Annotated in this window: 26 protein-coding genes; 14 read left to right on the top strand and 12 right to left on the bottom strand. The window is 65.1% G+C overall.

The genetic code is table 11. The features are described 5' to 3' along the window. Positions 1–12: 12 nt before the first annotated feature. From NKJ80_RS22235 to NKJ80_RS22210, 6 genes are read right to left on the bottom strand one after another with little or no spacing between them, the layout of a single operon-like run. Positions 13–783, bottom strand: a complete 771-nt coding sequence (locus NKJ80_RS22235) for a GntR family transcriptional regulator (RefSeq protein ID WP_352498324.1) — start codon at positions 781–783, stop codon at positions 13–15. Beyond that, the gene (locus NKJ80_RS22230; protein ID WP_023828352.1) at positions 780–1655 is read right to left on the bottom strand and encodes an ROK family protein; all 876 of its coding nucleotides are present in this window, start codon (positions 1653–1655) and stop codon (positions 780–782) included. The genes NKJ80_RS22235 and NKJ80_RS22230 overlap by 4 nt, the downstream gene beginning before the upstream one ends. Further along, positions 1652–2392 (bottom strand): PIG-L deacetylase family protein, encoded by a 741-nt coding sequence (locus NKJ80_RS22225; RefSeq protein WP_023698618.1) that lies wholly within the window; start codon positions 2390–2392, stop codon positions 1652–1654. The genes NKJ80_RS22230 and NKJ80_RS22225 overlap by 4 nt, the downstream gene beginning before the upstream one ends. Then, positions 2389–3246: a carbohydrate ABC transporter permease gene (locus NKJ80_RS22220; protein ID WP_352498323.1), complete on the bottom strand. Its 858-nt coding sequence runs from the start codon at positions 3244–3246 to the stop codon at positions 2389–2391. Before NKJ80_RS22220 ends, NKJ80_RS22225 begins: the two co-directional genes overlap by 4 nt. Beyond that, on the bottom strand, positions 3243–4175 hold the full coding sequence (locus NKJ80_RS22215; protein WP_352498322.1) for a carbohydrate ABC transporter permease: 933 nt from the start codon (positions 4173–4175) through the stop codon (positions 3243–3245). The genes NKJ80_RS22220 and NKJ80_RS22215 overlap by 4 nt, the downstream gene beginning before the upstream one ends. Before the next feature lie 49 nt (positions 4176–4224). Continuing rightward, the gene (locus tag NKJ80_RS22210; protein ID WP_352498321.1) at positions 4225–5499 is read right to left on the bottom strand and encodes an extracellular solute-binding protein; all 1275 of its coding nucleotides are present in this window, start codon (positions 5497–5499) and stop codon (positions 4225–4227) included. Between the two features lie 316 nt (positions 5500–5815). Here NKJ80_RS22210 and NKJ80_RS22205 point away from each other — a divergent pair, with 316 nt between their 5' ends. From NKJ80_RS22205 to NKJ80_RS22195, 3 genes are read left to right on the top strand one after another with little or no spacing between them, the layout of a single operon-like run. Then, entirely contained in the window at positions 5816–7108 is a 1293-nt protein-coding gene (locus tag NKJ80_RS22205; protein ID WP_352498320.1) for an ABC transporter substrate-binding protein, read from the top strand. Next, positions 7108–7998 carry a carbohydrate ABC transporter permease gene (locus NKJ80_RS22200; protein WP_352498319.1) on the top strand — a complete coding sequence of 297 codons (891 nt, stop codon included), beginning with the start codon at positions 7108–7110 and terminating at the stop codon, positions 7996–7998. Before NKJ80_RS22205 ends, NKJ80_RS22200 begins: the two co-directional genes overlap by 1 nt. Continuing rightward, complete coding sequence (locus NKJ80_RS22195; RefSeq protein WP_352498318.1) at positions 7995–8858, top strand: carbohydrate ABC transporter permease; 864 nt, start codon at positions 7995–7997, stop codon at positions 8856–8858. Before NKJ80_RS22200 ends, NKJ80_RS22195 begins: the two co-directional genes overlap by 4 nt. 6 nt (positions 8859–8864) lie before the next feature. On the opposite strand, the gene NKJ80_RS22190 is transcribed toward NKJ80_RS22195, so the two are convergent. Beyond that, complete coding sequence (locus NKJ80_RS22190; RefSeq protein WP_352498317.1) at positions 8865–10049, bottom strand: Gfo/Idh/MocA family protein; 1185 nt, start codon at positions 10047–10049, stop codon at positions 8865–8867. Positions 10050–10135: 86 nt separating this feature from the next. Between NKJ80_RS22190 and NKJ80_RS22185 the strand changes: the two genes are divergently transcribed. The 8 genes from NKJ80_RS22185 to NKJ80_RS22150 all read left to right on the top strand — a co-directional run bounded on the left by NKJ80_RS22185 (position 10136) and on the right by NKJ80_RS22150 (position 19503). After that, positions 10136–11023 carry a MurR/RpiR family transcriptional regulator gene (locus NKJ80_RS22185; RefSeq protein ID WP_352498316.1) on the top strand — a complete coding sequence of 296 codons (888 nt, stop codon included), beginning with the start codon at positions 10136–10138 and terminating at the stop codon, positions 11021–11023. 75 nt (positions 11024–11098) lie between these two features. Beyond that, entirely contained in the window at positions 11099–11881 is a 783-nt protein-coding gene (locus NKJ80_RS22180; protein ID WP_352498315.1) for an SDR family oxidoreductase, read from the top strand. Then, positions 11878–13413 carry a mannitol dehydrogenase family protein gene (locus NKJ80_RS22175; RefSeq protein WP_352498314.1) on the top strand — a complete coding sequence of 512 codons (1536 nt, stop codon included), beginning with the start codon at positions 11878–11880 and terminating at the stop codon, positions 13411–13413. Before NKJ80_RS22180 ends, NKJ80_RS22175 begins: the two co-directional genes overlap by 4 nt. 22 nt (positions 13414–13435) lie before the next feature. Then, entirely contained in the window at positions 13436–14350 is a 915-nt protein-coding gene (locus tag NKJ80_RS22170) for a sugar phosphate isomerase/epimerase family protein (protein ID WP_352498313.1), read from the top strand. A 78-nt stretch (positions 14351–14428) separates the two neighbouring features. Further along, positions 14429–15463, top strand: coding sequence for an ABC transporter substrate-binding protein (locus tag NKJ80_RS22165; protein WP_352498312.1), 1035 nt, complete (start codon positions 14429–14431; stop codon positions 15461–15463). A 278-nt stretch (positions 15464–15741) separates the two neighbouring features. Next, entirely contained in the window at positions 15742–17292 is a 1551-nt protein-coding gene (locus NKJ80_RS22160; RefSeq protein ID WP_023714099.1) for a sugar ABC transporter ATP-binding protein, read from the top strand. Continuing rightward, positions 17289–18260, top strand: a complete 972-nt coding sequence (locus NKJ80_RS22155) for an ABC transporter permease (protein WP_023669686.1) — start codon at positions 17289–17291, stop codon at positions 18258–18260. Before NKJ80_RS22160 ends, NKJ80_RS22155 begins: the two co-directional genes overlap by 4 nt. 262 nt (positions 18261–18522) lie before the next feature. Further along, on the top strand, positions 18523–19503 hold the full coding sequence (locus tag NKJ80_RS22150; protein ID WP_352498311.1) for an ABC transporter permease: 981 nt from the start codon (positions 18523–18525) through the stop codon (positions 19501–19503). A 268-nt stretch (positions 19504–19771) separates the two neighbouring features. Here the strand turns inward: NKJ80_RS22150 and NKJ80_RS22145 are convergent, their stop codons facing one another. From NKJ80_RS22145 to NKJ80_RS22130, 4 genes are all read right to left on the bottom strand, one after another. Further along, positions 19772–20212: a lipid-binding SYLF domain-containing protein gene (locus NKJ80_RS22145; protein WP_023683112.1), complete on the bottom strand. Its 441-nt coding sequence runs from the start codon at positions 20210–20212 to the stop codon at positions 19772–19774. A 446-nt stretch (positions 20213–20658) separates the two neighbouring features. Beyond that, on the bottom strand, positions 20659–21018 hold the full coding sequence (locus tag NKJ80_RS22140; RefSeq protein ID WP_023683111.1) for a hypothetical protein: 360 nt from the start codon (positions 21016–21018) through the stop codon (positions 20659–20661). Positions 21019–21107: 89 nt separating this feature from the next. Beyond that, a complete protein-coding gene (locus NKJ80_RS22135) occupies positions 21108–22256 on the bottom strand; it encodes an amidohydrolase (RefSeq protein WP_023683110.1) in 1149 nt (382 codons plus the stop codon). A 28-nt stretch (positions 22257–22284) separates the two neighbouring features. Continuing rightward, positions 22285–22704: a hypothetical protein gene (locus NKJ80_RS22130; RefSeq protein WP_023683109.1), complete on the bottom strand. Its 420-nt coding sequence runs from the start codon at positions 22702–22704 to the stop codon at positions 22285–22287. A gap of 235 nt (positions 22705–22939) precedes the next feature. Between NKJ80_RS22130 and NKJ80_RS22125 the strand changes: the two genes are divergently transcribed. From NKJ80_RS22125 to NKJ80_RS22115, 3 genes are all read left to right on the top strand, one after another. Continuing rightward, entirely contained in the window at positions 22940–23932 is a 993-nt protein-coding gene (locus tag NKJ80_RS22125; protein ID WP_023683107.1) for a GlxA family transcriptional regulator, read from the top strand. Between the two features lie 68 nt (positions 23933–24000). Beyond that, entirely contained in the window at positions 24001–24282 is a 282-nt protein-coding gene (locus NKJ80_RS22120; RefSeq protein WP_023669694.1) for a type II toxin-antitoxin system ParD family antitoxin, read from the top strand. A gap of 9 nt (positions 24283–24291) precedes the next feature. After that, positions 24292–24594 carry a type II toxin-antitoxin system RelE/ParE family toxin gene (locus NKJ80_RS22115; protein WP_031196911.1) on the top strand — a complete coding sequence of 101 codons (303 nt, stop codon included), beginning with the start codon at positions 24292–24294 and terminating at the stop codon, positions 24592–24594. On the opposite strand, the gene NKJ80_RS22110 is transcribed toward NKJ80_RS22115, so the two are convergent. Further along, positions 24581–25900, bottom strand: a complete 1320-nt coding sequence (locus tag NKJ80_RS22110; protein ID WP_023686534.1) for an HlyD family type I secretion periplasmic adaptor subunit — start codon at positions 25898–25900, stop codon at positions 24581–24583. The two genes, NKJ80_RS22115 and NKJ80_RS22110, sit on opposite strands and share 14 nt — an antisense overlap. Positions 25901–25903 lie beyond the last annotated feature (3 nt).

Below are 25903 nucleotides of genomic sequence, written 5' to 3'. Positions count from 1 at the left end.
GTCTGGAATGGATCAGCTTCTCGGGTTCAGCGGCACGCGTCCGGCGCGCAGCGTCGAGCGGATTTCGTAGCGGTCGCCGCGCATGATCGAGACGGTGAATTCGAACGGGCCGCGCTCGTCGGTGGTGATGCGTTCGACGACGAAGGCCGGGCTGCCGACAGCGAGGTCGAGCAGTTCGGCGTCCGCCGCGCCGACCGCGCCGACCCGGTAGTTCTCCCGCGCGGCCACCGGCACGATGCCGTAATGGCGCTCCAGCGCCTCGTAGAGCGAGCCCTGCAGCAGGCCGGCATCGAGGAAGCCCGCCACGCGCACGGCCGACAGCTGCGCCGTCTGGATGCCGATCGGCTCGTTGTTGCCGAGCCGCAGCCTGCGAATGCGCACCACCGGATCGCCCTCTTCGATCTCCAGCGCGCCGGCAGCCGCCGCGTTGGCGGTGGTCAGGCTGCAGTCGAGCAGACGCGAGCCCGCGACCACGCCCATATTGCCCATCTCCTGGGTAAAGCTGGTCAGCTCGCGCGTGCCGGCGACCAGCGTGGTCGAGCGCACGAACGTGCCGCGGCCATGTTCGCGCCTGAGCAGCCCGGCCTCCTCGAGGTTGCGCAAGGCGTGGCGCAGCGTGATGCGGCTGACGCCGAACAGGGCGCACAGCCTGTCCTCCGCCGGGATCTGGTCGCCCGTTGCCCATTCGCCGCTCTTGACGATGGCGCGGATCGCCTCTTCGACCTGATACCAGAGCGGCTCCGGCCGTCTGCGGTCCGGCTGCTGAAAGCTTGCTTCGCTCATCGCACATGCCTCCACCCTTGCCCAACGGCGCCGGCCAGCGCCGCGCCGACGAGGCCGGCGCGGGGACCGAATTTTCCGGGCTTGACGTCGATGCCGCGCAGATGCGGCGGCAGTTGGCGTCGCAGCGCTGCAAGCAGCGGCGGCCGGATCACATCCAGCGCCTCCGCCAAACCACCCGAAATCAGAACCGCTTGCGGATCGAGCAGCGCGACAGCGCCTGCAAGCGCGGTGCCGAGCTGTCGCGCCGGCAGTTCAAGCAAGGTGAGTGCGGCCAGTTCGCCGGCCTGGGCAGCGGCGATCAGCTGGCGGCCGTCGGCAAGGCCGATCTGTCCGGCAAGGGCATCAAGCGCCCGGCCCGACGCGACGCGCTCCAGCCAGCCGCTGCGCTCTTCACCATGATCCCTCACGTCGGCGCAGGCCCAGCCGAACGAGCAGGCGCCGCCATGCGCGCCGGCAACGATGCGGCCATTGGCCAGCACCGCCGAACCGATGCCGGTGCCGATGGCGAGCAGGATCGCATCCGACATGTTTTTCGCACTGCCTTCGACAGCCTCCGCCAGCAGCGCAATCTGCGCGTCATTGCCGAGCGCTACGCGCAGTTTGGGAAACAGCGGCTGGATATCGACGCCGTCGAGGAACGGCAAGTTGGGGATCCAGCGGCAGATTGAGCCCTCGACCAGACCCGGCACCGCGATGCCAAGCGCTGAGACCGACCCGGCCTCAGCGCACAGCGCGTCGATGCGCGCAATGAAGGCACCAAGGGTTGCCGGCGCCGGCTCGCTGCCCAGCGCCTCCAACGCACCGACATCGCCCGTAGATACGGCGGCGCGCAGATTGGTGCCGCCGAGATCGATGGCGAGTACCCGCCTCATCGACCGGACCCTTTGCCGAAGGGGAGCGAGAACAGGCCGCTGCCGGCATTCCACGAATGCGACGCCGCCGCGAAGGCCTGCGCATGGCGCGTGCCACGCAGGCAGCCGCGCAGCCGGTAGAGCGAACTGTAATAGTCGACATAGGGGAAGCTGCTCAGGCCGCGCGCCAGCTCATACTCCATGACCGCGTCGCGCCAGGCCTCGAACCCGTCGCTGACATCGACGAGATGCTCGGGCCGGAAGCCGTCATCGTCCTCCCAGTTCTCGCCGAACAGCAGCAGTTGCGGCGTGTGCGCCGGATGGTCGCTGGCAACGGTCGGCAGTCCGGCGAAGAAGATACCGGTCTTCGTCAAATGCGCGGCGGCGCGATGGTCCTTGTGCCAGCTGCCATGCCAATGGGTGATGACGATCTCGGGTTTCAGCTCGCGAATGATGTCGCCCACTTCGAGCGCCGTCTGATCGTCTGTGGGCAGGAAGCCGTCGCGCAGGCCAAAGCTACGCATGGCGACGCCGAGCCGCTCCGCCGCGCTGCCCGCTTCCTCTTCCTTCTGCACGCAATAATGCGCGGGAACCAGGTACGGATGGCCCTGCTCACCCATGGTCAGATGCAGGAAGGTCACCGTGGCGCCGCGCTTGACGGCAGCGGCCGCCAGCGGCCCGGCCATCACCTCGGCATCGAAGGCGTGTGCGCCGACCACCAGGATGGATTTCGCCGCATAAATCCTGTCTTCGATCATTTCATGCCCCCTCCGGTGCCGACGCCTTCGCGAATCTGCCGCGCCAGCAGACGATACATGATCAGGATGGGCGCCATGGATATCGCCAGCGAGGCGAACACCAGGCCCCAGTCGGTGCGGAACTGGCCGACGAAGACGCTGATCGCCAGCGGCACCGTCTTGTAGCGGTCGTCGAAGATGAAGATCAGCGGGAAGAAGAAATCGTTCCACACCGCGATCGCGGTGAAGATGGCCACGATCGACACCGCCGGCTTGACCATCGGCAGGATGATCTGGAACAGGATGCGCACCTCGCCGGCGCCGTCCATGCGCGCCGCCTCGTCCAACTCGGAGGGTAAGACGCGCATGAAATTGGCGAAGATGAACACGGCGAAGGGAATGCGGATCGCCGAATAGACCAGGATCAGCCCGGTCAGCGAATCCAGCAGGCCAAGATTGCGCATCAGCGTGAACAGTTCGACCGAGGCGAGCCGGATCGGCAGCATGATGCCGGACAGGAACAGGCCGAGCATGATGGCATTCCAGCCAAGCTTGTAGCGGCTGAGCGGATAGGCGGCCATCGCCGAGAGGACGATGGTGAGGATGACCGCGCCGCCCGTGACGATCAGGCTGTTGATGAAATTCTGGCCGAGATCGGCGCGCGTCCAGGCGTTGATGAAATTGTCGAAGGCAAAGCTTTGCGGCAGGCCGAGCCTGTTGTCGTAGATCTCGGCCGTGGTCTTGAAACAGGAGACGACAAGGATGTAGAGCGGCAACAGCACAGCCGCCGTCCATGCGATCAGCACCGTCCAGCCGGGCAGCCGCGCCAGCTGCCGAGAGATGGCCGGTCTTTGCGAAATCGCCAGCGCGCTCATAGCTGCACCGTGCGGCGGTCGAAGAAGCGCAGCATCATGAGCGTGCCGATGCTGAGGATCAAAAACAGCACGCTGCCGAGCGCCAAAGCCAGACCGATATCGGTGATGCCGACAGCGCCTTCCGCGCCGAAGGCCAGCCGGTAGAAGTAGGTCACCAGCGTGTCGGTCGAATAGCTCGGATTGCCCTGCACGCCCTGCATGACATAGACGATGTCGAACTGGTTGAAGGTGTTGATGAACGACAGCGTCGTCAGCGTGCCCAGCGCCGGCATCAACAGCGGCAGCGCGATCGAGAACAGCATGCGCGCATTGCCTGCGCCGTCAAGTTTTGCCGCCTCGAAAATCTGGCCGGAAATCTGCCGCAGACCTGCCGTGTAGATCAGCACCGGCAGGCCCATCCAGTTCCAGGCATCGACGGCGATCAGCATGGCGAGCGCGGTGTGGCTGTTGCCGAGCACAGTCAGGCTGCCCTGGTGCAGGCCGAGCCCGTTCAGCGCCCATTCGACGACGCCGCCCGGTGCCAAAAGCAACCGCCACAGCGCGCCGACGATGACCGGGCTCAGCACCGCCGGAAAGAAGAACACCGACTGGAAGAAGGCCGCACCCTTGTCGCGCAGGAACAGCAGCCAGGCAAACAACAGGCCGAGGCCATTTTGGAAGACCATGATGCCGAAGAACCAGGCGGTGTTGTGCCACAGCGCGCCGTAGATCCGCGCGCCGCTCGGGAAAGCGAACAGCCGCGAAAAATTCAACAGGCCGGCGAACTCGACCATGCGCAGCCCCTTCCAGACGAAGAAGCTGCCCCACAGCGACATCCCGAGGGGATAGAGGACGAACAGCGCATAGACCGCCAGCGCCGGCAGGATGAACAGCACGGCCATGCGCTGCTGCGTGCGGCGAAGGCTGCTGGTGCGGCGAAGGGTGCTCATGCGCTTTTCTGGTCCGTGAGAGGCCGGCCGCTTTTGCGACCGGCCGCGCCTACTGCTTCGGCTTGAACCAGGTGGCGACCGCGGCCTGCATGTCGGCCGCCAGCTTCTCCGGCGCGATGTTGCCTTCGACCATGTCGATGATCTCCGACTGCAGCACCGAAGACGCCGTCGGCGACTGCCAGCGGAAGCCGACCAGCGTCAGATACGGCGTCGAATTCTTCGCCATCTCCATCATCGCGGCCAGCACTGGATCCTTCACCGTCACATCCGTGCGGGCCGGCGGCCAGCCGAGCTCGTCGGCGAACATCTGCGCGAACTCTGCCGAAGCCATGAAGCCCAGCACCTTGGTCGCGGCTTCCTTGTTCTGGCTCTCGGAGACCAGGCCATAGGAGCCGTCGGAGAAGGCCGAGGTGTAGAGTTTTGCCCCGGCATCGTCGGCGGGGAACGGGAAGATCGAGAATTTCAGCTTCGGGTTCTGCGCCTTGAAGCTGCCGTTCTCGAACGAACCGCCGAGGAACATCGCCGCCTTGCCGCCGATGAACTGCTGCGTGGCGGTGGTGTAGTCGATGCCGGCGAAGCCGTCGGGGAAATAAGGGTTCAGCTCGGCGAAGCGCTTCAGCGCCGCCACATAGCGCTGATCCTCGAAGGTCGCCTTGCCGCTCATCATCTCGTCGTAGAAGCCGGGACCATAGACGGTCGGGCCGACGACGCCGACGGCGATCTCCAGTTCCCAGGCCGAGCCGTTGGCGCCACCGGTGGCGATCGGGGTGATGCCGGCCGCCTTCAGCTTCTCGCAGACGGCGGTGAAATCCTTGTAGGTCTTGGGGATCTCGATGCCCTGGGCGGCGAAGATATCCTGGTTGTAGAAGACGCCCATCATCGGCACCGAGTAGGGCACGCCGTAGAGCTTGCCGTCGCTGCGGCCGCGAGCGCCGCCAAGCGCCGCGTCCTCCATGTTCTTCAGCTCCGGCACGCTGTCGTCCAGCGCGTCGAGATAGCCCGCCTCGACGAAGGGCTGCAATTCGCCATAGGCCTTGAGCTGGGCGATGTCAGGCCCGCGCCCGCCGCGCAGCGCCGTGCTCAGCCGGTTCTGGTAGTCGGCATCGGGCGTGAACTGGATGGCGACCTTGATGCCGGGATTCTTCACCTCGAAGGCATCGAAGATGCGGCGCATCGCGGCCTCGTCCTCGGTGCGCCAGCTCCACAGCGTCACCGTGCTGTCGGCGGCTCGCGCCGGCAATGAGGCGAAGACGCCGGCGCAGGCGGCGGCAAGGCCGCCGATCAGCCCAAGTGCTGCGCGCCGGTGAAGTGAAAGCATGCTCATCGCCAGTCTCCCATTGTTCTCTGTCCTTGGCGTCCCGCGGCGTTTCCGTGCCGTGAGAAGTCATTGGTTCGGCAAAAGTCATTATAACGACATAGCGGTATTCGCAAGAGGTCTGCTGCGCCTCAGGAATGGCGGCGTTGGCCCGCTCACGACATTGCAGTACCCGCAACTGTTTGTTACGTAACGACAAATACCCACATTCCAGCGCCGCAAAGAAATCTGTGACCGTACCATGTGAGACTTTTTCGCCAGCAAGCCCTTGCGTCGCCGCGCTGACTTGTCATAACCTCATGCGAACCAATAGGGAGGATGAGGAATGTCGTTTGCCTGGACGTCGAAACTGGCACTGGCCGCAGGCCTCGCCATCCTGCCCGCCACGGCCTGGGCGCAGTCGGTCAACATCTCCTATCTCACCCACTGGTCGCCGGAGACGGTGGCGCTGCTGGAAGCGGCGGCCAAGGATTATGCCAAGACCAATCCGGATGTCAGCGTCACCGTGCGTGCCGTCCCCTTCGGCGACCTCCTGACCACGCTGCGCTCGCAAGGCGGCGGCGCGGACGGTCCGACGATCGGCGGCATTTACGATCTCTGGTTGCCGGAACTGGCGCGCGACAAGCTGGTCGCGCCCGCTCCCGATGCGGTGGCCAGCGAGGTCAAGGCCGCCTGGCCGGCGGGCGTCACCAGCGCCGCCTCGGTCGGCGGCACGCTCTACGGCATCCCCAACGAAATCGACGTCTATGCGCTGAACTATAACAAGGCGCTGTTCAAGCAGGCCGGCATCGCGGCGCCACCCAAGACCTGGGACGAGTTCAAGGATGCGGCCAAGAAGCTGACCAACAAGGATGCGGGACAGCAAGGCTTCGGCATGATCAATTCATGGGCCGCCGGTGTCGTTCATCCCTTCGCCTCGCTGCTGGTCTCCAATGGCGGCGACCTGGTCAAGGACGGCAAGCCGGTGCTCGACAGCCCGCAGGCCGCGGAGACTTTCCAGCTCTATGAAGACCTGATCAAGTCCGGCGCCAGCGTGCCTTCGATGGCGACAGCCGACGCCAACACCACCGGCCCCTTCCTCGACAATTTCGTCTCCGGCAAGACCGGCATGATCATCATGGCCAATTGGTGGGAGAGCGCACTGAAGGCCGGCATGGGCGACAAGTTCGCCGACATTGCAACGGCGCCGCTTCCCGTCGGCCCCAGCGGCGACAAGCCGCATTCGATCTCCTACTCCTGGATGACCGTAGTCAACGCCAATGCAGGTGCCGCCGAGCAGAAGGCGGCGTGGGACTTCCTCGCCTGGCTGAACAATCCAAAGTCCGGCAAGAACGGCGCTTCCGCGATGTCGGATATCCTCATGTCGATGGGCATCCTGCCCTCACGCCTCTCCGACATCGAGGCGCACAAGGACAAGCTCGGCTCGGAATTCCTCTCCGGCTATGTCAGCGTGCTCACCGACGCCAAGCCGTTCCCGGTGGTGCCGGGCGGCCAGGAATTCTCGGAATCGCTGCAGCAGACGCTCGAGGCGTTGCAGTATGGCCAGGTCTCGGCCAAGGATGCGCAGGCGACGGCGCAGGCCGACGCCATTTCGATCCTGGAGCGCGCCGCCAAATAATGATTCAGAGGTACCGTGCCTCGGCGGGCATCATGCTGGCGCCCGCCGTGACGCTGATCGGCATCTTCATCCTGTTGCCGATGCTGCTCACAGTCTGGCTGTCGTTCCAGGACTGGTCGACGCAGACGCCGTTTTCCAGCGCCGGCTTTATCGGCCTCGACAATTTCCGCGAGATTTTTGGGGTCTCCTCGGTCGGCCGCGACTTCAAGGGCGCGCTGGCTAACACCGCGATCTACACCGCGCTCTCCGTCATCCTCATCCTGCCGCTGTCGGTGGCCTTTGGGCTGATGGTCTACCAGCGCGATGTCGCCGGCGGCACGGCGCTGCGCACGGTGCTGTTTGCCACCTACATGGTGCCGATGATCGCCGTGGCGCTGGTCTGGTCGAAACTCTATTCGCCGAGCGAAGGCCCGCTCAATCAGATGCTCGGCCTAATCGGCGTGGGACCACAGCCCTTTCTGTCGTCACCGCGCTCGGCGCTGATCTCCATCGTCTTCCTCAATGTCTGGCAGCAGGTTGGCTATTTCACCGTGCTGGCGATCGCCGGGCTGACGCAGATCCAAGGCAGCCTCTACGAGGCGGCGAAGCTCGATGGCGCCAGCCGCATCGAGCAGTTCCGCTTCATCACCCTGCCGCTGATGCGGCGCACGCTTCTGTTCAGCGCCGTCATCGCCATCATCAACGCCGTGCAGGTGTTCGAGCCCGTGGCGCTGATCACGCAGGGCGGGCCGGTCGGCTCGACCAATGTGCTCACCTACCACATCCGCCGCGTCGGCATCGAGCGCGCACAGGGCGGACTGGGTTCGGCCATGGCGGTCATGCTGATGCTTTCGCTGATCGTCGTCGTCTGCGCGCTGTTTGCCTTCGCCAACCGGAAGAACGACGAATGAGTGCGGAATCGTCGAGCCGGCTGTCGCGCAGACGCCTGTCCGGCCGCAAGGCGCTGCTGGCGACGCTGATGCTGCTGGTCGCCGTCGCCTCGGCCTTCCCGCTGGTGTGGATGGTGCTGTCGAGCCTCAAGACGCCGGCTGAGAGCATGCAGGTGCCGCCGGTGTGGATCCCCCTTACGCCGAGCCTCGACGCCTATGAGAAGGTGTCGGGCGTGGTCAATGTCGGCCGCTCGATGTGGAATTCCCTGGTCATCGCCTCGATCACCACCGCCGGCATCCTGCTGACCAGCATGATGGCCGGCTACGCCTTCGCCAAATACCACTTCCCCGCCAAGTCGCTGCTGTTTTCTCTGCTGATCGCCACCATGTTCCTGCCGCCGATCGTGACGCTGATCCCGCTCTACCGCCTGGTCGGCTCGGTCGGCCTCAACGCCAGCCTCGCCGGCATCATCGTGCCCAATCTCGCCAATGCTTTCGGCATCTTCCTGATGCGCCAGTTCATCTCCGGCGTGCCCGACGAACTCATCGACGCCGCGCGCATGGACGGCGCCTCGGAGTTCTTGATCCTCTACAAGATCGTCGCGCCCAGCATCGCACCCGCAATCGCGGCTCTGGCCCTCTTCGCCTTCGTCTATCACTGGAACAGCTATCTGTGGCCGCTGACCGTGCTGCAGGGCAATGCCGACGCCTATCCGATCGTAATCAGCCTGAGCCGCTTGCTCAGCTACAACAGAGGTGCGGTCAACACCGGCTTGGTGATGGCCGGCGCGACGCTGGCCGTGCTGCCGCCGCTCATCCTGTTCGTCTTCCTGCAGCGCTTCTTCGTCGATTCCATCGTCGGCTCGGCGATCAAGGGATAGCTCGCCTCACCCGAACCTTGCCGCCGTCCAAGCCCCACCAGCCGCATTCGACTCCACCGCCGCCGCAACAAACTTCACCCCGCGCGCGCCCTCCACCACATCGGGCACCTGCGCCGCGCGCGCCGCATCCACCACCCCACCAGAGCGATGGGCGCGAATGATATCGGCGGCGTCGCGGTAGAAATTGGCGAAGGCCTCGATATAGCCTTCCGGATGCGCCGCCGGCATGCGCGACACGCGTTGGCTTTCCGTCGTCGAGCCATGGCCGCCGCGCACCAGCGTGCGGGTTTCCTCGCCGTAGATGGAGAAGCGCAGTTCTTCCGGCCGGCCGCCCGACCATTCGAGCCCGGCTTTGTCGCCATAGATGCGCACCGAGAGATCATTGTAGTGGCCGGGCGAGGTCTGGCTGGCGAGGATCGTGCCGCGCGCCCCGCCGGTCCAGTGCACCAGCACATGCGCATTGTCGTCGAGCCGGCGTCCCGGCACGGCAGTGAACAGATCCGCCGACACCGCCTCGGCCTCATAGCCGGAGATATAGCTTGCCAGGTTGAAGGCATGCACGCCGATATCGGCCAGCACCGCCGACTGCCCGGCGCGCGCCGGATCGGTGCGCCACTCCGCCTGCTTCTGGCCCTCGGCGTCGATCGGCTTGGTCAGCCAGTCCTGGATGTAGGCGCCATGCACGGACACGATGCGGCCAAGCGCGCCCGCCGCCACCATCTCGCGCGCCTGGCGGACCATGGCGTAGCCGGTGTTGTTGAGCGTGACGACGAAGCGTCGCTTTTTCTCCCGCGCCAGCGCCACCAGCACCTCGGCCTCATCCAGCGTCGTCGACAGCGGCTTGTCGCAGATGACGTCGATGCCGGCCTCCAGAAAGGCCGTGGCGATCGGCGCGTGCAGATGGTTGGGCGTGACGATGACCACCGCCTCGATGCCGTCCGGGCGCTCAGCTTCCGCCCTGGCCATGGCGCGGTAGTCGGCATAGCTGCGCTCCGGCGCGATGCCGATCTCGGCAGCCGACGCGGCGGCGTTTTCCGGGTCCGACGACAGCGCGCCGGCGACCAGCACGATCTGGTCGTCGAGGCGCATGGCCAGCCGATGCACGGCGCCGATAAAGGCATTGCGGCCGCCGCCGACCATGCCGACCCGCAGCCGCTTGCCGGCTGATCCGTCCGATGTTGCGTAGACCATTTTCAAGCTCCTCCCGGCACACCGCTTTCGAATACGATTTCCAATTTTCATATTGTAAAACGATCGTATCGCGCTAGCCTGAAATCATGAGTGGGGCAAGCAAGGCATCCGGACGGTCCAGCACCGACGAGGCGGCGACGCGCAAGCGCGGACGCTCGCTGGCCGCGCTTGGCTACATCCAGCCGCAGACCTATGAGGAGCTACGCGCGGTGCTGTCGTCGGGCACGGTGCATTTCCCCAAGCGGCTGCGCCAGGTGGCAATCTTCCTGTGGCAGCATCCGAGCGACGTCGCGCTCGGCACCATCGCGCAGGTTGCGGCACAGGCCGGCGTGCAGCCCTCGACGCTGGTGCGCTTTGCCCAGATCTTCGGCTATTCCGGCTTTTCCGATTTCCAGGGCCTGTTCAAGGAGCACATCAAGGGCTCATGGCCGGAAGGGCGCGGCGAACCGCGCACCGAGACCGAGCCAAATCTGCATTTCCTGCACGGCATGGTCGGCGCATCGCAGGCCTCGCTGGGCCGCATCGAGACCGGCTTCGACGTCGAGAGTTTCGACAAGATGGTGGCACTGCTGGCGGCGGCCGAGCTGATCTATGTCATCGGCTCCAAGCGCGCCTTTCCCGTCACCGCCTATCTCTCGCTGACGCTCTCGCAGCAAGGCGTGCGCAACGTGCTGGTCGACAATGTCGGGTCCTCCGCACTCGACCAGATCGGCTGCATCGGCGGCCGGGATGCCGTGCTCGCTGTCTCCTTCAGCCCCTACAATTCGATCACGCCCGATCTCGTCGCGGTGGCGCATGAGCGCAAGGCGCGTATCGTCACCGTCACCGACAGCACCTTCAGCCCGCTGATCCCGCTCTCGGACAGCTGGCTGGAAGTGGTGGAATCCGACTTTGCCGGCTTCCGCTCACTGGCGGCCTCGCTCGCCGTTGGGATGGCGCTGGTCCATGGCGTGGCGGCGCGGCGCGGCGAATGAGGCGTCACTGGTTTGACTATCGGGAATTGCCGTTCCATATTTCTCAAAATAGAAACTTTATTCCCGGGAGGAGGAATGGAGATCCGGCTTGACGGCAAGGTGGCTCTGGTCACCGGGTCGACGCAAGGCATTGGCCGCGCCATTGCCGAGACGCTGGCGCGTTCCGGTGCCGCCGGGCTGCTGGTCACCGGCCGAGAGAAGACGCGTGGCGAGGCTGTGGCGGCCGAGCTTTCGCAAATGGGCACGCCGACCATCTTCGTCGCCGCCGACCTTGCCGATCCTGACGCCCCCACCCTTCTGGCGCAAGCCTGCATCGAGCGCTTCGGCCGCATCGATGCGCTGGTCAACGCCGCCGGCCTGACCGATCGCGCCTCCTTCCTCGACGCCAGCCTCGACGACTGGGCGGCGCTGTTTGCCGTCAACACGCGCGCGCCGTTCTTCCTGATGCAGGCGGCGATTGCCGACATGAAGCAGCGCGGACAGGGCGGCGCCATTCTCAACATCCTGTCGATCAACGCCCATTGCGGTTCGCCGGAACTCGCCGTCTATTCCGCCACCAAGGGCGCGCTGGCGACGCTGACCAGGAACGCCGCCAACGCCCATCGTTTCGATCGCATCCGCGTCAACGGCATCAATGTCGGCTGGACCGACACGCCGGCCGAACGCATCATGCAGGCGGAGACATTGGGCAACGGCCCCGGCTGGCTCGACAAGGCCAATGCCGCGCAGCCTTTCGGCCGGCTGCTGACGCCGAACGATATCGCCAGCCTCGCCGTCTTCCTGCTCTCCGACGCGGCCGGCCCTATGACCGGTGCGGTCATCGACCAGGAGCAAACGGTGATCGGGGCGAACCGGTGAGCGCCTCCACCGAAACGCTTGGGCCGGCGCTGCTCGACCGCTTGCCGGCCTCGGTCCAGACACCGTCCTACGACCGTACGCTCCTGGCGCCCGGCATGGCGCATCTCGGCGTCGGCGCCTTCCACCGCTGCCATCAGGCCGAATACACCGACGATCTCATCTCGCTGCGCTTCGACCGTTGGGGCATTGTCGGCGTCAACATCCGCCCACCGAGCCTTGCCGACACGCTGGGACGGCAGAGCGGGCTCTACACAAGGCTGATCCGCGAAAACAGCCACATCGAGGCGCGCGTCATCGGCAGCATCGTCCGGGTGGTCGACAGCCAGGACAGTGCCGTACCGGCGCTCGGCGTGCTGATTTCACCTGATATCGAACTGGTGACGATGACGGTGACGGAAAAAGGCTATTGCCACACCCCGTCGAGCGGCGAACTCGACCTCGGCCATCCCGACATCGTCCATGACCTCGCCAACCCCGAGACGCCGCGCAGCGTGCCCGGCCTGTTGGTGCGGGCGCTGGAGCAGCGCCGGGCCACGCATGGGCGGCCGCTGACGCTGCTGTCCTGCGACAACATTCCGGCCAATGGCGTTATCCTGGCCAATGTCGTGCAGACCTTCGCCAGGCAGCGCGGCAATGGCTTGGCCGCGTGGATCGCAGCCAATACCGCCTTCCCTTCGTCAATGGTCGACCGCATCGCGCCGGCGGTAACGCAAGATGACCTCGACAGTGTCGAGCAATGGTTCGGCTACCACGATGCCGCCGTCGCTGTCGGTGAGCCGTTCCGGCAGTGGGTGATCGAGGAAAAATTCGCCGGCCGCATGCCGCGCTGGGATCTGGTCGGCGCCACCTTCGTCGACGATGTGACGCCGTTCGAGCATCTCAAGATGCGGGTGCTGAACGGCGCCCAGACGACACTGGCGACGCTCGGCGGGCTGGCCGGGCTCGAGCACACATCGGACGCCATAGCCAACCCGCTGCTGTCGGACTTCATCCGGCGCATGCTGGTCGAGGAGACGCTGCCGACGCTGATGCCGGTATCCGGCGTCCTGCCGCTTGCCTATGTCGAGCAGAGCCTTGCCCGGCTGAAGAACACCGCGATCCGCCACCGCAACCACCAGGTCGCAACCGACGGTTCGCAGAAGATCGTCCAGCGCCTGCTCAACCCGATCCGCGACCGGCTCGCAATGGGCCAGAGCATAGGCCTCCTGTCGGTGCCGGTCGCCGGCTGGATGGCCTATCTCATCCATGCTTCCGCACGCTTCGGCAAACGCTGGCCGGTGTCGGATCCCTATGCCGGCAAGGTCGCCGCGATCGCCGATGCGACCGGTCACGATGCCAGCGCGCTGGTGTCCGCCATCCTTGCCATCGACGGGATATTCGACCCCGGCCTTGCCGCCGACGATACGTTCCGCGCGGCCGTCACATCGGCGCTGGGCGACCTGCTGTCGGACGATCCGATGGCGGCTGTCCGGCACAGTCTTGAACAAGATGAGGTCGCGAGGTTGAAGCGATCCAAACAATCGGCATTATAGTCGTCGGGTCTAGGGAGGCAGAATGAAACTTGGAGTTCTTACAGCACCGTTTGCGGAGACGCCGCTTGGCGAGGTCGCCGGCTGGGCGCACTCGGCCGGCTTCGAGGCGCTGGAAATCGCCTGCTGGCCGAAGACCTCCGGCCCGACGCGACGCTATGCCGGCACCAGCCATATCGATGCCGCTTCCACCTCGCCCGCGCAGGCCAAGGAGATCGTCGCTTCGCTGACGGAGAAGAAGCTGACGGTCTCTGGCCTCGGCTACTACCCCAACCCACTGCATCCGGACCCTGCCCATCGCGAGGCCGTCATCGGCCATCTGAAGAAGGTCATCGTGCTGGCCGCCAATATGGGCGTGCCGGTGGTCAACACCTTCTGCGGTGGCGATGCCTCGAAGACCGTCGACGTCAACTGGCAGGACGCGCTGAAAGTCTGGCCCGAGACCGTCGCCTATGCGCGCGATCACGGGGTAAAACTCGCCTTCGAGAACTGCCCGATGATCTTCAGTTATGACGAGTGGCCGGGCGGGCACAACATCGCCTATTCGCCCTACATCTGGCGGCGCATCCTCGAGGCCTGGGGCGGCGAGGTCGGCATGAATTTCGACCCCTCGCACCTGGTCTGGCAAATGATCGACCAGGGCCGCTTCATCAAGGAGTTCGGCCCCTACATGCTGCATGTCCACGCCAAGGATTTGATGATCGATCATGATGGTTTGTATGAGCGCGGGATCCTTTCCGCCGGGATAGGCTGGCAGGTGCCGCGCATGCCGGGATTGGGCGATGTCGACTGGAGCGGCTTCTTCTCCGGCCTCTACCGCGCCGGCTATGACGGCTCGGTCATCATCGAACATGAGGACAGGCGGTTTGAAGGCAACGACGATGCGGTGAAGCGGGGCTTCCTGCTCGCCCGCGACGTGCTGCGCCCCTTCGTCAAATGACGAGGTGAATGACTTGGTCTGAACCTGCCGAAGGGTCTGACCCTGAGACGAAAAACAACAATGTGGAGGAGTACTGACATGAAGAAAATACTGACCATGGTCCCGTTGCTTGCGGGCGCTGCCTTGCTGGCATCGATGGGCGTGTCGTCGGCCGAAGCCAAATATACGATCGGCATTTCCAACACCGTGCAGGGCAATGGCTGGCGCGAGGAAATGGTCTGCGCCATGAAGGCGCAGGCGCTGGCTTCGGGCGAAGTGACGAAGCTCAACATCGCCCACCGCAACACCGATGCCGCCGGCCAGCTCGAAGACATCCGCAATCTGATCAGCGCCAAGGTCGACGCCATCGTCGTCAACCCCGCTGATCCCGCCGGCATCAAGGCGGGCCTAGAAGAAGCCACCAAGGCCGGCATCGTCGTCGTTGCCGTCGACCAGGCGGTGACCGAACCGTCGGCCTACATCATCTCCAACAACCAGGAACAGTATGCCTATCTCGGCGCCAAATGGCTGTTCCAGCACATGGGCGGCAAGGGCGAAGTGTTCTACATGCGCGGCGCCGCCGGCGCCTCGGCCGATAGCGATCGCGACAAAGGCTTCAAGAAGGCGCTGGCCGAAAACCCCGGCGTTAAGGTGGCGCAGGAAGTCTTCACCGGCTGGCAGCAGGATCAGGCCAAGCAGCAGATGCTGTCGTTCCTGGCTACCGGCACGCCGTTCAACGGCGTGTGGACGTCGGGCATCGACAACGTCATCGTCGACGCGCTGGTCGAATCGCAGGCGCCGCTGGTGCCGGTGGTCGGCGCCGACAATGCCGGCTTCGTCGGCCAGCTGAGCTCGGTGAAAGGTCTCGTCGGTGCAGCCGTCACCAACCCCGGCTCGATCGGCGGCGCGGGCGTGACGCTGGCACTGCAGATCCTCGACGGCAAGAAGCCGGCGCAGCAGACCGTGCTGGTCGACCCGCAGCTGTGGGACAACGCCACCGACGAAGGCAACGCCAAGCTGAAGGCAGCCGCCGACCCGTCGCTCAGCCCGGAATGGCCGGTCTCGATCTCGATCCCGGAGTGGACGACCTACACGAAGGAGCAGATCGTGGCCTGCAAGGGGCCGGGGGAGTAGGCCTGGTTTGAATGAACTGGCGAGGACGGCGAACGGCCGTCCTCGTCACACAGACTAGCGCTCTACGGCGCCCCCTCTGTCCTGCCGGACATCTCCCCCACAGGTGGGGAGATTGGCTGTCATCTCGGCTTTCGCTAATTTTCTACGTCGCAAGACGAGGGGCGGCGCCGGAACTGCCAATCTCCCCCCTTGTGGGGGAGATGTCCGGCAGGACAGAGGGGGGCGCCGTAGAGCGCCGACATTAGTTTCTGGAACCATCAATTTTGACAACAAACCATTTGACCACCAGCCCCCTCCTCGACGCCACCGGCGTCGCCAAGAACTACGGCGCGGTTGCAGCGCTTCGCAACGCGTCGCTCTCCGTGCTGCCGGGCGAGGTCCACGCGCTGATGGGCGCCAACGGCGCCGGCAAGTCGACGCTGGTGAAGATCCTGACAGGCGCCATTCCGGCGAACGCCGGCCGCATCCTGATCCGCGGCGAGGCGCGCGACATTCGCTCGCCGGCCGCCGCGCGCCGCGCCGGGCTGCTGCCCGTCTACCAGGAACCGTCGCTGATCCCCGATCTCGACGTTCTCTCCAACCTCAGGCTCACCGGCACGCCGGTCGAGCTATTCCGCGCCTGGGTGCGCGAGCTCGGCATTCTTGACCTCGATCTGCGCGACACCGCGCGCGACATCCCGCTCGCCGTGCTGCGCGTGCTCGACCTGGCGCGGGCGCTCGCCGTCGAGCCCGACGTGCTGCTGCTTGACGAGATGACGGCGGCCCTGCCCGCCAACCTTGCCGAAAAGGTGCTGGAAGTGGTGCGCCGCCAGGGCGATTCGGGCCGCGCCGTGATCTTCATCTCGCACCGCTTCGTCGAGATCTCGGCGCTGTGCGACCGCGCCACCGTGCTGCGCGACGGCGAGACCGTCGGCGTCGTCGACATCGTGCCGGGCGTGGAAGAAAAGATCGTCGAGCTGATGCTCGGCACCCGCATCGTCAAAACCCATGTCGCTGCCCGCAGTGCTGCCGAGAAGGCCGCGCCCGCGACCACCCGGCCGCGCATTTCGGTGCGAAACCTGCGCGTCGGCGCCAAGCTCAGCGATGTCTCCTTCGATCTCGCCGACGGCGAAGTCGCCGGCGTCGTCGCGCTCGAAGGCCAGGGCCAGGACGAGTTGTTCGCAGCGCTTGCCGGCTCGATCCGGCCCTCCGGCGGCACCATCGAAGTCGATGGCCAGCCCGTGAAATTTTCCCACCCGATCGACGCCATCCGCGCCGGCATTGCCTATGTGCCGGGCGACCGCTCCGAGGCGCTCGCCATGCAGCGCTCGGTCCGTGAAAACATCGCCCTGCCCTTCAGTGCCGCGCTGCGCAACTGGGGGCCGATCAACATGCGCCGCGAGCGCGCGACCGTGCTCAGCGCCATCGAGCGGCTGCAGATCGACACCCGCGCCCAGGGCGAAGTGCAGCGCCTGTCCGGGGGCAATCAGCAGAAGGTGACCATCGCCCGCTGGATCGCGGCGGATGCCCGCACCATCCTGTGCTTCGACCCGACGCGCGGCATCGATGTCGGCACCAAGCAGGAGATCTACAAGCTGCTGCGCGAACTCGCCGGCAACGGCAAGTCGGTGCTGTTCTACACCTCCGAACTGGAAGAGGTGCAGCGCGTCTGCGACCGTGTCATCGTCATCTTCGGCGGCCGCCTCGTCGACATTTTTCCGGTCGAGGAGGCCGACGAGCCGGCGCTGATGCGCGCCGCCTACGGCCTGCCGCGCGGCGCCAAGGCCGATATCGGCATATTGGCTGATCCGACCGCGAACACTTCGGCTTCGCCGGAGGCCGCGCCATGAGCCATTTCCTGCGCCGCCAAGGCTGGGTCGTCGGCCTGTTCGCCCTGCTCATCGTCCTGTTCATCGCCACCAGGATCATCCAGCCGGCCTATGGCAGCAATGATTTCGGCTCGCTCGCCCGAGCCGTTCTGCCCTATGCCTTCGCAGTCGCCGCGCAGACCGTCGTCGTCATCGCCGGCGGCATTGACCTGTCGGTCGCCGCCATGATGGCGCTGACCAGCGTCACCGCGGCGTCGATGATGAATGGCGCGAGCGAGGAATACGCGCTGTTCGTGGTGCCCTTCGTGCTGGCCATGGGTTTCGTGCTCGGCGCACTCAACGGCCTGCTCATCGTCGTCACCCGCGTGCCCGACATTGTCGTGACGCTGGCCATGCTGTTCGTGCTGCAGGGTGCAGCCCTGCTGGTACTCGACGCGCCGGGCGGCGGCATCGCCGAATGGCTGAAGGCGCTGATCTCTGGCACCGTACCGATCCCCGGCCTGCCCGACGCCATAGACGCCTGGCTGCCCAAGGCGCTGCTGGTGCTGATCGTGTGCCTCTGCGTCATCTGGATACCGCTGCGGCGCTCGCGCCTCGGCCTCTCCATCTACGCCATCGGCTCTAGCGAACTGGCGGCGTTCCGCTCCGGCGTGCCGGTCAAGCGCACTCGCATCATCGCCTATGCGCTGTCCGGCCTGTTCGCCGCCTTTGGCGGCCTGGCGCTGACCATGAGCACCGGCATCGGCGCCCCCATCCCCGGCCCCTATCTGCTCGCCAGCGTCGCCGCCGTGGTGCTGGGCGGCGTCGCGCTCGGCGGCGGCAAGGGCGGCCTGCTCGGCCCGATCGTCGCCGTCTTCGTGTTGCGCCTGGTGCGCACGGATTTGACGCTGCTTGCCATCGACCCGAATGTCACCGCCATCATCGAGGGGCTGATCATGGTGGCGGTGGTGATGTTCGGGGCGTTTATCACGATGCGGGGGCGGCAATGATGGGTGTGCTGTCGCAGAGAGACGTCGGCGTTCCTTCGCGCCCCCCTCTGTCCTGCCGGACATCTCCCCCACAAGGGGGGAGATTGGATGTCGCGACGACCTTCGCCAATCTCCAACCTTGCAAGAATGAGCGAGGCGCTGAAGCTGCCAATCTCCCCACAAGTGGGGGAGATGGCCGGCAGGCCAGAGGGGGGCGCCGTAGAGCACTGTCCTCGCCAACTTGCCGCACCTTGCAAACCTCATCGCGAGCAAGAGCCGCCCCATGAGCACCACCGCCATCACCCCGGTCCCCTTCGGCCGCCGCATAAAGCGCTTCATGGCCGATCGCCCGCTCATCCCGCTGATCGTCCTGCTCGCCATCCTGGTTATAATCCTGCAGGTCCTGCGCCCCGGCATCGTCAACGAGCGCTGGATCGCCAACACCATCAAATTCGCCATCCCGCTGGCGATCCTCGCGGGATGCCAGACCATGACCATGCTGACCGGCGGCATCGACCTGTCGGTCGGCACGGTGGCAACGATGAGCGCCTTCATCATGGCGACGCAAGTGGTCAACCAGGACCCGGCGGTGGCGTTCCTGCTGGCGATGATGCCGGCGGTGCTGATCGGCCTCGTCAACGGCATCGGCGTCGGTGTCTTCCGCGTCCACCCGCTGATCATGACGCTGGGCACCAGCCTGATCGGCACCGGCTGCCTGCAGGTCTACCAGCGCACGGTGATCGCGTCGGGCGCAAAAATCCCCGACTTCTTGGCTTGGCTCGGCACCGGCGTGACATGGGGCTTCCCCAACGCGCTGCTTTTGTTCGTGCCGCTCGCCGCCCTCATCGTCTTCACGCTCGCCCGGACCGGCTTCGGCTGCCTGCTCTACGCCGTCGGCGACAATGAGCGCGCGACCCGCCTGTCGGGCGTGCAATACTGGCAGGTCATCACCGCGCTCTACGTCACCTCCAGCGCGCTCGCCGGCATCACCGGCCTGCTCTATATCGGCCTGATCAAGGCGCCGTCGCTGTCGCTCGCCGAACCGCTGGTGCTGCCCTCGGTCGCCGCCGCCGTCATCGGCGGCACCTCCATCTTCGGCGGCCGCGGCGGCTACACCGGCACCATCATCGGCGCGCTGATCCTGACCGTGCTGACAACACTGCTGACCATCCTGCAGATGCCGGAGGGGGCACGGCGGATCTTGTTCGGGCTGATCGTGCTGTTCGTGACGGCGGCGTATTTGCGGATTGTGGAGGAGCGGTAGGGGGCCGAGGCCAGCGCCAGCCCCCACTCCGTCTCGGCTCGCCGAGCCACCTCTACCCCCACGTCCGTGGGGGAGAGGAAATGCCAAGCTTTTCGAGCGAAGAAAAAACTCAACACTGTCGAGGCCGCAACCTCGAAAATTAGCGTTTCCTCTCCCCCACGAATGTGGGGGTAGAGGTGGCTCGGCGAAGCCGAGACGGAGTGGGGGGCACCCTAAGCGATTGCCATCACCCTGGGCGCCTGTGCCCACCCAGAGCTCGCCCGCCCCCCTACTTCAACGAAATCGCCATCCCGCTCAAATCTGCATTCACCTGCAGCCCCACCTGCCGGCCCGTAAGCTCGAGCTGGGCGCCCTTGTCGTTGGTCATGACGATCACCTGCGCGCCCTTGCCGAGCGCGCCGCCACCGCCGGCCGCGCCATAAACCCCGGTCGCATCGCGGACCCTGCGGATGTGCCGCACGGTGCCCCGGAAATACGTCTTGGAAACGCCAAAGGCGAGGCCGCCCGAGACGCCGCCGATCGAGATCGGATAGGTGCGGCCATGTAAGGTCAGCGTGCCCTCGCCGCCCGAGCCGCCGACGAAGAAGGCCGCCTTGTAGACGGCAAAGCGGATCGTGCCGCTATCGGCACGCGCGGCGCTGGCCGCGCTTACGGCAACAGTGGCGATGGCCGCAACCGCAAGCGAACGAAAGCTGGACGAGATGGTCATGGTGGGAGCTCCTCAAGTGCGCCGCTCACCCAACCGGCAGGGCTCGTCGGCGTCGTAACCAACTTGAACAGTTTAGGCTTGGATTTGGTTCCAGGGAGAGCCCTCGGTGGGTCAAGGCGCAAAGCTGGTGGGGAGAGCGGAGGAGCGCTTCATACAGAGCTGGCAATGCCAATGCCTCGGGGCAAGGGCTATCGCATATGAGCTTGTACGAAGAGGACCACCACTCTAACTTGCCGGGGCGAGCCAGGGTTTCGCCCGTCCTTCGGACCCTCACAAGGCGGAGGGAACGCTGCCGCACGCCCAGCCCTTTTTTAAGTCGACTTAGACGGTTTTGCGGAAATCAGCGCCAACCTAGTCTCCCTCCCCCTTGTTGGGAGGGATTGAGGGTGGGGGTATTCGTAGGGCGCAAGCCTCCGCTATTGTCCCTGTGCAAACCAATCCCAGCCCTACGGATATTTCCCCGGCTTTGGTGCGTAGATTTGCGGATCGAAGTCCAAATCCTTCGGCAGCGGCAGGCTTGAGCACTGCAAATGCACCTCGCGCGCCAACAGCCTTCGCTGCTGCTGCTCATGCTCCTTGATCGCCGCCACGAGACCCATGCTGTAGGGCCCCAGCACGACGCCGGCGGCCCATCCCGGATGCTCCTTCTCGCGCGCGTCATAATTCATGGCATCGGTGCGGGCCTGCTGGCATTCCGGCGTCGCCCATTTCGGGTCTTGGGTCGAGAGCGAGGCTCCATACTGGACCGGAGACGATACGCACCCTGCCACTGTCGCAGTCAACGCGACGACCATTGCAATTCTCATCCGCAAGCCCCTCCTAATGTAGGACGCGACTACAAGACGATTCCAGCGGGAAAAAGGCAGCTTCAGGATGCGGATTTTGCAGGGGCCGCTCACCCCAGCAGGTTGCGCGCCGTGCGCATGAAGATCTTCGAACCGATCGGGATCAGATCGTCGGGAAAATCATAATCGGGGTTGTGCAGCGAAGGATGGCGCTCGCCGGCGCCGAGAAAGAACATGGCTGAGCTCGCCTTGTGGCCGAAGATGCCAAAATCTTCCGAAGCGCGCATCGGCAAGGCTTCCTCGCTGCGCGCGACGCCCTCTTCGTCCAGCGCGCGGTTGAGATGTTCCACCGCGTCTGGAGCGTTGACGCTGGCGACGAAGATCTCGTGATAGTCGCAGCGCACGGAAAGGTGATGCTCGGCCGCGATCCTGGTGGCCAACGCTTCCGCCGCCGCGACCAGTTCCGCCATGCGCTCGTCGCGCCTTGTACGCAGCGTCGCCCACACCTCGGCGTGAGCAGGCGCGATGCCGAACACGGCCTCGCCCATCGTCGCATGGGTGACGGTGACCATGCTGAAATCATCGTCGGCAAAGGTGCCGCGGCCGAGCGCCGGCAGCAGCGGCATGAGCTCGCTCACCGCCAGCATCGGCGACACGCCGGTTTCGGGCATGGACGAATGCGCGGTTTTGCCGTCCAGCACGATGCGTATGCCGCGCGAGGCGCAGTTGACCACGCCGGGCTTGAGGCGAACCTCGCCGAACGGCACGCCCGGCAGATTGTGCAGGGAGAAAGCAAAATCCGGCGCGATCTCGTCAAAGCGCGCATCGGCGACGACGCCGGCCGCGCCATTGCCGGTCTCTTCCGCCGGCTGGAACATCAAGACGACGCGGCCGCGCGCCGGCCGTTCTCGTCCGAGCTGGCGGCCGAGTGCGGCCAGGATCGCGGTGTGGCCGTCATGGCCGCACATATGCGATTTTCCCGGCACCTGCGAGGCATGCTCGACGCCCGAAAGCTCCTCGATCGGCAGCGCATCGATCTCCGAGCGGAACAGCACCGTCGGCCCCGCCTGGCCGCTGTCATAGACCGCCGCCACGCCATGACCGCCGAGGCCGGTCAGCACCTTGTCCGGCCCTGTATCGGCGAGGAAGCTGACGACTTCCTTGGCGGTCTGTTCTTCCTCGTTGGAGATTTCAGGCCGCTGGTGCAGCTTGCGGCGCCATGCCGTCAGCTCGATGATATCGCGATTGGTCAGGGTCATGGCTTGGGCTCCGCTTTGGTGCTGCAGGTTACACAAACACGATAGGGTTTTTCTCACGCCGTGCCATACTGATCAATTCCACTAGTCCATCGGCAAATTCCCGAACCCATGGGTCGGTGCTGGATTCGATCAGTCGCAATTCGCGCTCAAGCTCGCCGAAGCTCGGCTCCTCGATGACGTCTCCAACACCGCTGGCTGAAAGGAGGACCATCCGTTCCAGCGCTGACCCTTCGCCGAGAAGACCGGCAATCAGCTCCCCGAGCGCCGCAATGTGGGCTATGTTTCCGACACGCCAGTCACGCGTTGTGACATCGTCCCAGGTGAGAGTCACGTCTTCGGGATGGATCACCTCGCATTCGCCGTTTTCCGGATCCCGCTGAAAGCGATAGCCGGGGAATTCCCGCTCCATGGTCGAAACGCTTTTAAAAACCGCCAAGTCGAGACCCATGCTCCCTCCCGCCTAACCGAAGATCATCCTTACATTCGGCTCCAACAATCGGTCAAAGCTCTTTTGGACCTATTCTCGAAACATTGGAGAAGAGATGGCCGACCGGTTGCACACTAAGGTCGTCAATCTCATCTCCGACATCTGGCGGCCAATCCTGAGGGGCATGGTGCTCGAGTCCGTGCCAATCTTCAGCAACTAGGCTCCATCCACCCGAAGGAACGGTTTCGGAGCAACAATGGCCAGGCGGTTTGCGTTTCTCTTGGTTCGCGACTTCACGCTGTCGCCGCTGTCGCTGTTCATCGACACGCTGCGGCTGGCCGGCGATGAAGGCGACCGCAGCCGCCGGATCGAGTTCGACTGGGAGATCGTCGGCGAGCGTGGCCTGCCGATCCGGGCGAGTTGCGGTGTCGAGTTGCTGCCGACCAAGGCGATCGGCAATCCGCAGGAGTTCGACAATGTCGTCGTGGTCGGCCTGCTCGACACCAACCGCAGCCTCAGCTCCGAAAAGGAGGCCTTCCTGTTGCGGGCGGCCGAAAAGGGCGTGCCGCTGACGGCACTCTGCACCGGCAGCTTCGTGCTCGCGCGCTACGGTCTGCTCGATGGCTACAGTGCTGCCGTCAGCTGGTTTCACATCAAGGATTTCCGCAGCCAATTCCCTGATGTGAACGCCCATGCCGACAGCCTGTTTTCCGTCGATAGGGGCCGCTCGACCTGCGCCGGAGGCACGGGTGCGGCCGACCTTGCCGGCCATTTCGTGTCGCAGTTCATCGGCCGCAAGGCTGCGGAAAAAGCCGCCAAGACCCTCGTGCTCGACCGCATCCGCTCGAGCCTGGATGTGCAGCCCGTCGGCGATCTCTTTCCGGCCGCGTCGAGCCGAGCGGTGAAACGGGCGCTGCTTCTGATGGAAAGCAATCTCCAGGAGACGCTGTCGGTCGCCGAGATCGCGGGCCGGTTGCATTTATCCCGGCGCCAGCTTGAGCGGCTGTTCGGCGCCGAGCTCGGCATCGGCCCGATGGCCGCCTATCTTGCGCTGCGCGTACATCAGGCCAAGTCGCTGCTGGAGGGGAGCGACTTGGCAATCGGCGACATCGCCTACCGCTGCGGTTTTCCCAATGCCGGCCATTTCAGCCGTGTCTTCCGCCAGCAGACCGGCATCACGCCGACCCATCTCAGGCATCCGAACCGAATGTCCGGTGTCTTTGCCGACGCCAAGGGGAGCGGTCCCTAAGCCTATATTGGGGCGTGCGATCTCGCCGTTGGTATGATAATATCATACCAACCTGATAGGAGGGATCCATGTCCGCCACCGAAAAACGCACCTTCAGCCTGCCGGCCGAGCAGGCTGCTTTCATCGACCAGCTCGTTCGGTCCGGCACATACGCGACCAGCAGTGAAGTGATCCGCGCCGGTCTTCGCGCATTGCAGGAACGCGACGCCGCTGTGGAGCGCTGGCTGCGTGAGGAGGTCGCGCCGACCTATGATAGGTGGAAGGCAGACCCCTCCCAGGCCATCCCGGCCGACAAGTCTTTTGACAGCATCCGCGCACATCACGCAGCTCGCCTCAAGGGGAACGTGTGAAGCGCCGGCATGTTGTCCTTTTGCCGGAAAGCCCAGACGGACCTGTTATGGATATACGATACGGTCGCTCACGCATCCGGCAACCTCACCGCCCTTCGCTACATCGAGCGGATCGAGCGATTTTGCCTGGGTCTCGACTATGCCTCGGAACGCGGAACCGTAAGGGATGATGTGCGGCCGGGGCTTCGCATCGTTGGCTTCGAGCGCCGCCTGACTGTGGCCTTCACCGTAGAAGGCGACCAGGTGGTGATTCTCAGGGTGTTCTACGGCGGCGTCAACTGGGAGGACGAGTTGGCGCCTATCGCTCCGTGAACGCCCGCGCGAACGAGTCCAGCATCGGCCGCGCCAGATATTCGAGGAAGGTTCGGTCGCCGGTACTGATAAACGCCTCGACCGGCGTTCCCGGGTAAAGCTGCTCGGCTTTCACGCCCTGCGGCAGCGTGTCGGTGATCTTCAGCCTGGCGCGGAAATACGCCTCATGCGTGGTTTCATCGATCAGCCGGTCGGCGGAAATTTGCGTCACCGTAGCCGGGACCTCAGGGGTGAGGCGCGCGTTCAGGGCGGACAGCCTGAGCTTCGCCGGCTGGCCGACGCGAACCAGATCCACGTCCTTCGGCCGCAGCTTCGCGTCGACGATGAGGCCCGACGCGGTCGGCAGGATCTCCATGATCTTCTGCCCCGGCGCAATCACGCTGCCTTTGGAGTTGTAGGTCGACGATACCACGATGCCGGCTGCCGGCGCCTTGATCGTCGTGCGCCCCAGCACCGCCTCGGCTGCGGTGATCTGTTCGCCGATGTCGGCCAGGCTGGTGCGGACCTCGTCGAGCTTGGTCAGCGCGTCCTCTACGCGTTGCGTCGTCGCCCGCTCGATCTGCGCCTGGGCTTCGACGATCTGCGTCTTGGTCGCTGCGATATCCGCCTCCAGCGCGCCGGCCTGGCCGACCAGATCGGCCTCGCTGCGCAGAAGCTGCGAATATTCGCTGCGGTTGGTGAGACCCTTGTCGAGCAGGCCGGTCTTGATGCCGAGTTCCTTCTTCACGATCTCGGCCTGTTGCTGGATGGCCAGTTTCTGCGCGTCCAGTCCCAGCGCCGACTCACGATGCATGGCGACGCGCTGCGCCAGGATCGACTGCTCGGAGCGGAACCGGGCGAGCCTGGCCTCGAACTCCTTCTGCTGTTCGTGCACCAGATTGTCGAAATCCCTCTGGAACGGCGCGGGTGCTGCTTCGGCGATCGGCGCCAGCCTGTCCGATCCGTCGCGCTCGGCCTCCAGCCGCGCGGCACTTGCCCTGAGCGCGATCGACTGTCTGGTCAGCCGGTTGAGGTCGGCCTCGGCCGCCGTGCGGTCGAGGAGGACCAGCGGTTCGCCTTGTTGCACGCGGTCGCCTTCATGCACCAGCAACTGCTCGATGATGCCGCCCTCGGGGTGCTGGATGAGGATGTTGCCGCCCGTTGCCGAGATCGTGCCGGAGGTGATCACCGCGCCGGAGAGCGGCGCGTTCGCCGCCCAATAGCCGAAGCAGCCGACGAAGAGCGCTATGGCCACGTAGCCGACGACGGCCATGCGGCGGAAGTCGGTGCGCGGTCGACCTTCGAAGGCGAGGCTCTGCTGCATCATCGT

Origin of the sequence: Mesorhizobium sp. M0030 (assembly GCF_040323695.1) — a bacterium.
Lineage (GTDB): Bacteria > Pseudomonadota > Alphaproteobacteria > Rhizobiales > Rhizobiaceae > Mesorhizobium.
Note: the sequence above shows the minus strand (reverse complement) of the source record. Positions and strands in the feature narration are given on the sequence as shown.